Source organism: Marinobacter pelagius, from assembly GCF_003315345.1.
Taxonomy (GTDB): Bacteria; Pseudomonadota; Gammaproteobacteria; order Pseudomonadales; family Oleiphilaceae; genus Marinobacter; species Marinobacter pelagius_A.
In genome coordinates this window covers 80,351-87,590 of the sequence record NZ_QNRO01000019.1, presented here as the reverse complement: position 1 = coordinate 87,590, position 7,240 = coordinate 80,351, and the positions used below count along the sequence as shown (strand labels likewise).

The 7,240-nt window shown below is 55.0% G+C and carries 8 protein-coding genes; 4 read left to right on the top strand and 4 right to left on the bottom strand.

Translation table 11 applies throughout. The features are described 5' to 3' along the window. Positions 1-173 precede the first annotated feature (173 nt). The 3 genes from DET50_RS15140 to DET50_RS15130 all read right to left on the bottom strand — a co-directional run bounded on the left by DET50_RS15140 (position 174) and on the right by DET50_RS15130 (position 3,245). A complete protein-coding gene (locus DET50_RS15140) occupies positions 174-1,424 on the bottom strand; it encodes an NAD(P)/FAD-dependent oxidoreductase (protein ID WP_011784143.1) in 1,251 nt (416 codons plus the stop codon). A gap of 73 nt (positions 1,425-1,497) precedes the next feature. Next, positions 1,498-2,910, bottom strand: a complete 1,413-nt coding sequence (locus DET50_RS15135) for a cytochrome P450 (RefSeq protein ID WP_011784142.1) — start codon at positions 2,908-2,910, stop codon at positions 1,498-1,500. Between the two features lie 14 nt (positions 2,911-2,924). Continuing rightward, positions 2,925-3,245, bottom strand: coding sequence for a 2Fe-2S iron-sulfur cluster-binding protein (locus DET50_RS15130; RefSeq protein ID WP_031209878.1), 321 nt, complete (start codon positions 3,243-3,245; stop codon positions 2,925-2,927). A 129-nt stretch (positions 3,246-3,374) separates the two neighbouring features. Between DET50_RS15130 and DET50_RS15125 the strand changes: the two genes are divergently transcribed. Continuing rightward, a complete protein-coding gene (locus tag DET50_RS15125) occupies positions 3,375-4,445 on the top strand; it encodes a transcriptional regulator CypR (protein ID WP_011784140.1) in 1,071 nt (356 codons plus the stop codon). Between the two features lie 41 nt (positions 4,446-4,486). On the opposite strand, the gene DET50_RS15120 is transcribed toward DET50_RS15125, so the two are convergent. Then, positions 4,487-5,101 (bottom strand): TetR/AcrR family transcriptional regulator, encoded by a 615-nt coding sequence (locus DET50_RS15120; RefSeq protein WP_011784139.1) that lies wholly within the window; start codon positions 5,099-5,101, stop codon positions 4,487-4,489. A gap of 258 nt (positions 5,102-5,359) precedes the next feature. On the opposite strand from DET50_RS15120, the gene DET50_RS15115 reads away from it, so the two are divergent. The 3 genes from DET50_RS15115 to DET50_RS15105 are packed head-to-tail and all read left to right on the top strand — an operon-like array spanning position 5,360 to position 7,225. After that, positions 5,360-5,845, top strand: coding sequence for a PaaI family thioesterase (locus DET50_RS15115; RefSeq protein WP_031209883.1), 486 nt, complete (start codon positions 5,360-5,362; stop codon positions 5,843-5,845). After that, complete coding sequence (locus tag DET50_RS15110; RefSeq protein ID WP_011784137.1) at positions 5,842-6,333, top strand: PaaI family thioesterase; 492 nt, start codon at positions 5,842-5,844, stop codon at positions 6,331-6,333. The genes DET50_RS15115 and DET50_RS15110 overlap by 4 nt, the downstream gene beginning before the upstream one ends. Further along, positions 6,323-7,225 carry an alpha/beta fold hydrolase gene (locus tag DET50_RS15105; RefSeq protein WP_011784136.1) on the top strand — a complete coding sequence of 301 codons (903 nt, stop codon included), beginning with the start codon at positions 6,323-6,325 and terminating at the stop codon, positions 7,223-7,225. The genes DET50_RS15110 and DET50_RS15105 overlap by 11 nt, the downstream gene beginning before the upstream one ends. Positions 7,226-7,240 lie beyond the last annotated feature (15 nt).

The window sequence follows — 7,240 nt, the reverse complement described above, 5'->3', positions numbered from 1 at the left end:
TCAACTACGGAGTCGATCTATCAACCATCTGAGGGTGGTATCAGATTGATGGGGTGAAGGTGCCCCATCAACCATTAAATCCGTATACCCTTTTATTGTTAAGAGGATCAAGTTCATATTTATTGGCTCACTCCGGTGACTGGCTGCTTCGGTTGCCACGCAACATATTGCCTTCAACTCTGGAGCCTTCCGTTCACCAAAGATTTCAGTTCAGTATCCGGATCCTCTATTAGTTCCGGGTTGATCGTTCTGCGTTGTTGAACGAGTGTCTTGCCTACCAAAAAAGCAAGGGGCAGGTTGACCGCGTCAACAGCAATAACACAGCCTTCGCGGAGATAGAACACGGCAAATCCTTTATCCTCGGGGGTGCCTCGAACCACTCGCTGATCATGATTTTGCGACAATCCTACCATCTGCAGACGAACATCGTACTGGTTTGACCAGAACCATGGAACGCTATCATAGGGTTTCTCCTCACCCATCAGGGTTGCCGCGGCTGTACGAGCCTGATCGACAGCATTGGCGACAGACTCGAGTCGTTGCATCTTCTCGAAGAAAAGATTCCGGTGCCGGGTGCAGTCACCGATCGCCAAGATGGCGGGGTCCTCGGTACGGGTAAATTCGTCAACAATAATACCGTTATCACAGGGCAGGCCGGCGTCCTTAGCCAGAGCGGTTTCCGGGATAATGCCGATCGACACAAGGACGATGTCGGCCGGTACGGTGCTTCCGTCCGCCAACGTCACGCCAGCCACATGCCCCTGATCGCCCGCTTCGAAGCCGGTTACCGCTGTGTTCAGACGTACGTCCACGCCGGCGCCACGGTGTTTGTCGTAAAGGAACGCTGATATTTCCGGGCCCGTAACGCGCTGCATAAGACGTTCGGCGGCTTCTAGCACCGTGACATTAACACCTTTTTTGTTGGCACTGGCCGCCACCTCAAGGCCGATGTAACCACCACCCACGACGACCAGGCGCTTTCCAGCAACTAACTGTTCACGCAGTACCTCTGAATCAGCTATGTCGTGCAGGTAATGAATGCCATTTAAGTCAGCCCCGGGCGCGTTCAGGTGTCGAAGGTGTGACCCGGTGGCCAGGACCAGTCGATCGTATTGCAGCCTGCTCTGATCCGACAAGCTGATGGTGCTACTGTCCCGATCAATTTGTTCGACGCGCACACCGAGCCGCAACTGATGGCCTGCGTTCTCGTATACCGAGCGCGGTTTCAGGTACAGCGACTCCTGATCAACGTCTCCTGTCAGGTAATTCTTGGACAGCGGCGGTCGATGGTAGGGCGGATGAGGTTCATTCCCCACCAGAACGACCTCATGTTGATATTTTTTTTGGAGTAAGGCTGTCAGGAGGGCACCTGCTGCGTGCCCACCGCCAACAATGACCGTCCTCTCTTTACGTTTGCTTACCATAGGCTATCTCTTTCGCTGTGCCCTGGGATTGGACTCTCCACACGTTCGGATGCCATCCTGGTCAATCGGTTAATTAACTGTTCGGTGTCAGTTTGACCATCAACCTGGAATAGCCCCGCACGAAGTTGGACTGCACCCGCTCGGGCTCTTCGACGACTTCGATGTTGTCAAAACGCTTGAGTATTTCTTCCCAGAGGATGCGCAGTTGCAGTTCAGCCAGACGGTTGCCCATGCAACGGTGAACCCCATAGCCGAACGACATGTGGTTTCGTGCGTCCTTGCGATCAATGATGAACTGATCGGGGTTGTCAAATTTGCGCTCGTCCCGGTTACCCGACGCGTACCACATGACAACTCGATCACCCTTCTTGATGGTCTGGCCGCCCAGTTCGACATCCTGCTTGGCGATTCGGCGCATATAGGCCAGCGGCGTTTGCCAGCGGATGATTTCCGACACCATGTTCGGAATCAACTCCGGTTTTGCCTTCAATTTTTCAAATTCCCTGGGGAATTCGTTCATGGCCACCAGGCCACCACTCATCGAGTTGCGCGTCGTATCGTTGCCGCCGACTATGAGCAGCGTCAAATTACCGATAAACTCCATCGGCCGATTGATCAGGTCTTTCGTTTCTTTGTTGCTCTGCAACAGGCTGATCAAATCGAAACCGGGCTCCTCGCCTGCTGCGCGGCGCGCCTCCTTGTCCCGCCAAAGCCTGGAGAAAGACCGGGCCATGTCTGCCGCGTCGTCAAACATGGCATTTTCATCGGCAAACTCCCCGCCGGTGGCCGATGCTGCACCTGCCATTCTGTCCGACCACTCAACCAGCTTGTGGCGTTCCTCGTAAGGAAAATCCAGAAGCGTCGCCAGCATGCGGCCTGTGAGTTCCTTGGAAACAGCAGGTACCCAGTTAAAGGGTTTGTCTGTAGGCAGGCTGTCAAGCACATCGCCGGTGCGTGATCGGATCAGCCCCTCCATCTCCTTCAGGTTTTTCGGTGCCACTACTCCCTGCACCGAGCTGCGCTGCACATCGTGTTTCGGCGGATCCATCGCTATGAACATTTCCACCGACAGCCCCTCCGGAGGGTCACCGAGAATGATTTGCGGCTCGGCGGAAAACAGGTCGTGACTCTTATCCACGAACAGGATGTCTTCAAACCGAGTTACCGACCAGAAGGGGCCGAAAGGGCTGTTCTTCTGGTAATGGACCGGCGCCTCATCACGCAACCGTTTGAAATAGGCGCGCCACTGACCCTGCCGGTATAAAAACGGATTGCTGACATCGATGTCCTCAAGGGCCAGCGTGTTAACGTCCGGGATGGGTGTTTCAACGAATTCGGGCATCGGTCGGCGTGGGCCGAAGGTCTTCCTCTTGGCGCTCATTAAGAATTTCAGTCCCTGAATTTGCCTCTGCATCGGCACCACCCTGGAGGTGGCGTTAATCAGTCGGGACTGAATGTCGTCAAATGTTCTGGGCAGTGTTGGCATGCGTCCTCCTGTGTTCACATCTGGAACTCGGGTAAATGCACGGTCATGCCGTCCATTTCATCAGTCAGTACCACCTGGCAGCCCAGGCGCGAAGTGCTCGCCCGCTCCGGTGTCATTGACAGCATTTGTTCTTCCTCATTGCCAGGCGTGCCTGTCTTGCTGAACCATTCGTTCGTGACGATAACGTGGCAGGTACCGCAGGCGCACTCCCCCCCACAATCCCCGTCGATACCGGGAATGGCGCTATCAACAGCGATTTGCATTACCGAGGAACCAGCTTTGAATTCTGCGACATGTTCAGTTTGATCATGTTCGATAAACGTAACTTTGCCCAATGTTGTTCTCCTACCAGCATTGATGATTGACAGATATTGCCTGTCTGCCAGCATATTTTTCAGGTCATTTCTTGACAAGCAGGGGTCATTTGAAGACAAAATGGCGAAACTTTAGGAAGGGGGGTATCAATGATGGCGGCGCGGAAGAAAATGGAGGAGTTGCAAAGTCCCGGTCCGGATATTCCATCGAATTACTCACGGCTAGTTGCACGTGAGCTGAATCTGACAGCCAGACAACTTCCGCGTCTGCTGCGGGGCACTGGACTTGGGGTGACGCAATTTTTGAGCGAGGACGGACTGCTTACTGTGGCTCAGCAGATACAGATCCTGCGTAATGCAATGGATCTGTCCGGCCAGCCAGAATTTGGGTTAAGGCTGGGTAAACGAATGACTCCGGCAACCCACGGAGCAATGGGGTTCGTGGCTTACAGCAGCCCCGACCTCCTCACTGCTCTACACGCGATTCGGACATTCCTGCCCACGCGCGCGAGCTTCATCCAGTTGCACTTGCAGCAAGTCGGTGAGCGTTTGGAATGTATTCTGCAGTACCTGGGGCCATTAGACGATGACATACAGCGTTGCCTGTCGGATGCGATGGTCAAGGCACTTTTCGAATTCGGCGAGTTCATGGTTGGCCGCCCTTTGCGCGAGGCTGAAGTATGCTTTGCCCATCCGAAACCCGAGTATCACGCAACGTATTCGGACTTTTTGTCCGGGCAGATTCACTTTGATTGCAGCCAATTAAAACTCAGCTTGCCGATGGCCTTGTGTCGGGAACCAAACGCCTCTGCCAATCATGAAAACTATCATCTGGCCATGCGACAGTGTGAAGCCATGCTTGCGCAACTTCAGTCCGATAAGCCAAGCTACCAGACCCGGCTGAAGAAGATGATGTTGTCCCGGCCGCCGGGAACGCTCAGTGAAGAGGAAGCGGCTGCTTCTCTGTTCATCAGCAAACGCACCCTGGCGCGTAAACTCAACCATGAAGGCAGCAGTTTTCGAAAAATCCGTGACGAGATTCTGTCTCAGCAGGCAGCGCTATACCTGCGTGACAGCGAACTGTCAATCGAGGCCATTGCCGCGTTGATGAATTATCACGACAGTGCCAATTTCAGACGCGCCTTCAAACGCTGGTTTGGCCAGCCACCTGAGCAATTCAGGCTAAACGTCAGATCACACACCATCTATACACGTGATTAACAAACATAAACCGGCGCTAATTACGCTTGGGGAGCCAGTGCCTATGTTCGTACACTTTTCCTGATTACACCATCCATGATGACGTTCCAGACAAAATCACCAATGCCGTCGAGTGTATAGACACCTTTCGGATCAAACCAGGTTGCGACCCAGTTGAGCGCCCCGAGGCCGATTAGGCGAAGCAGGCGAGCATTGACATCCTTCCGAATCACGCCTTGCTCAATCATCGTTTCGATGATCTCGGCCCAAAGGGATTCATACTGGTCACGCAAAGCGATGATGTCCCCGCGGGCCTCCGCGCTCAGTGAACGCCACTCAAACAAAAGTACGTAAACCGTATCCGAATCAACCAGCAGGGCGTGCAAATGTGCGTTGATACAAAGACGCAATCGTTCCACGGGATCGTCCGAGCTGGCGTACGCGGTTTCAACCTCTGTTGTAACCAGGTCTACTCCCCGACGCATCAGCTCAACGAGCAGCGCTTCCTTGCTGCTGTAACGATAATACAGACTTCCGGGCAGCATATTGCAGGCTTCGGCAATCTCCTTTAGAGACGTCCTTTCAAAACCTTTCTCTCGAAAGAGCCGGGCGGCGTTAGACAAAACGTTACCCTGATCGCCTAATTTGCTTGCAGGGGTAATCTGTCTGTCAACCATGGCTTAACCATCTCCTGAGCAATCCCGTTTATTAATCATCAGAGCAGCCATCATTCGATTCGTTTCACTGATCGCACGCCATTACACCGGTGCCGTGCCATTTGGATTAACAAAGTGTTGACTTTTGGTTGGTTGACCAACCAAACTTTGGAAACAATGCTACTCACAAGAGAACGCCATGGCAATGACCTATGACAATCCACTGGTCCTCTACACTTCCGCCCCTGCGCGAAATGCATGTCAGACTGGGCGGATCTGATGAACGATCTGAACAAACTTCAGCACAGTGACGCTGTGACGACGGCGTGGCAGTTCACCGAACAGGTTCCTCACGGCAGGGATCTGGGCATGCAAGTTGTCTCGGTAGACCAGGGCCAGGTCTGTATGCGGCTAACCCCGCAGTCATGGATGTTCGCCCATAAGGATACAAAAGAAATCTGCACCAGCGTACTTTACTCGCTGGCAGACTCCGCCGGAGGCTTGGCGGTATTCGCGGGTGCCCTGGAGTTGATGCCCATTGCCACTCTGGATCTGCGCATGGATTATTTGCGGCCTGCCATCGGCGACCGGGCCCTGTCAGCGGTGGCCACCTGTCGTCATTTATCGGACGATGTCGCGTTTATTCATTGTGACATCCTTAGCGAGGGAAATCGCGAGTTACTAGCGACGGCAAACGCCACCTTCATGCGTAACACCCAGGGACAGCAATTGCATGCAGGTGGACCAGGAAAGGAGAGCGCATGAGCACGACTGGCGATTCGGCCCCACAAATCTCAGGCACTGCGGAAAGTGCGAAAGAATGTGCTGACTGGCAGGCTCTTCTGGAGCGCATTCCCTATGCACAGCACCTCGGGCTTGAGGTTCAGCGCGGTGATGTAGGCGTATTGGTTCATTTGCCGTGTCGTGAAGCGCTGATTGGCAACTTCATGCTACCAGCCCTCCATGGCGGCGTGCTTGGAGCCCTGATCGAACTCACCGCGCGGGTGGCTGCGCAAAGCCAGGATGCAGAGACACGTTGCCCGCGCATTCTCGACAGCCACATCAATTACCTCCGCTCCGCGAAGGCCCGATCGACGTTCGCCAGGGCCGACATTATTCGGCAAGGCAGGCGCACCAGCCTGGTCCAGGTGACCTGCTGGCAAGGCGATGATAAAAAACCGATCGCCACTGGTCAGGTTCAGTTATTGCTCCCGACAATGGCCGCCCAACAAGAAGACCGTCATGGACATTAAGCACAACACACCTGAACGCGACGAATTCCGGGCGACGGATGGCGCCGATATCGCACTGTGGCGCTGGCCGCAATCCAAAGCGCGACCCACACTGCACTGGGCCCATGCCACGGGTTTCCATGGCCGCCTGTACCATCCACTGCTTGACGAGCTCGCCACGGACGTCAATGTCCTGGCCTGGGACATGCGAGGACACGGGGCCAGCGTTGGTGCAGCCAACCTGTCGACATTCCGGGGCTGGGAAACCTATTATCGCGACCTGATCGCTCTGCTGGAATGCCTGGACGAACCGGTCTGGCTTGCCGGCCATTCCATCGGTGCCACCACCAGCATCATGGCCGCTGCCCGGCGGCCTGACAAAGTGCTGGGTCTGATTCTGGCGGAACCGGTGATCATGGATCCGGTGCAGGGCCTGAAGTTGGGGCTGGCCAAGCTGCTGCGTCAGTCACATCGGTTGTCGCTGGCCGCCGGAGCGGCACGTCGGCGCAGGGTATTTGATTCGCACGCTGCTGCGCTGGACAACTATCGTGGCCGCGGTGGCTTCAAGACCTGGCCCGAAGCATGGCTGAACGCCTACGTCCAACACGCCTTCGTGCCGCAGGGTGACCAAGTTCAATTGGCGTGTGCGCCCGAATGGGAGAGCACCACCTTTGCCCATACCGAACACAACCCCTGGCCCGGTATTCGTCAGTTGCGGTGCCCGGTTATAGCACTGGCCGCGGAACGCGGGTCAACCTTCTCACCAAAGGCACAAAAACGCCTGAAGGCCCTGCTGCCTTCGGCTGACGTCAGGGTTCTTGAGGGCACGACCCATTTTCTGCCTATGGAGCAGAAGGACATCGTTCGCGATGCTATCCTGCAACTAGCTTTATCTGGATGCCGCGAGAACTGATATCCACACCTTAAT

Bases quoted from the DNA above. Each gene is read 5' to 3' on its own strand.
- DET50_RS15105 (WP_011784136.1), top strand. From the start codon at position 6,323: ATGGACATTAAGCACAACACACCTGAACGCGACGAATTCCGGGCGACG.
- DET50_RS15135 (WP_011784142.1), bottom strand. From the start codon at position 2,910: ATGCCAACACTGCCCAGAACATTTGACGACATTCAGTCCCGACTGATT.
- DET50_RS15120 (WP_011784139.1), bottom strand. From the start codon at position 5,101: ATGGTTGACAGACAGATTACCCCTGCAAGCAAATTAGGCGATCAGGGT.
- DET50_RS15125 (WP_011784140.1), top strand. From the start codon at position 3,375: ATGATGGCGGCGCGGAAGAAAATGGAGGAGTTGCAAAGTCCCGGTCCG.
- DET50_RS15110 (WP_011784137.1), top strand. From the start codon at position 5,842: ATGAGCACGACTGGCGATTCGGCCCCACAAATCTCAGGCACTGCGGAA.
- DET50_RS15140 (WP_011784143.1), bottom strand. From the start codon at position 1,424: ATGGTAAGCAAACGTAAAGAGAGGACGGTCATTGTTGGCGGTGGGCAC.
- DET50_RS15115 (WP_031209883.1), top strand. From the start codon at position 5,360: ATGAACGATCTGAACAAACTTCAGCACAGTGACGCTGTGACGACGGCG.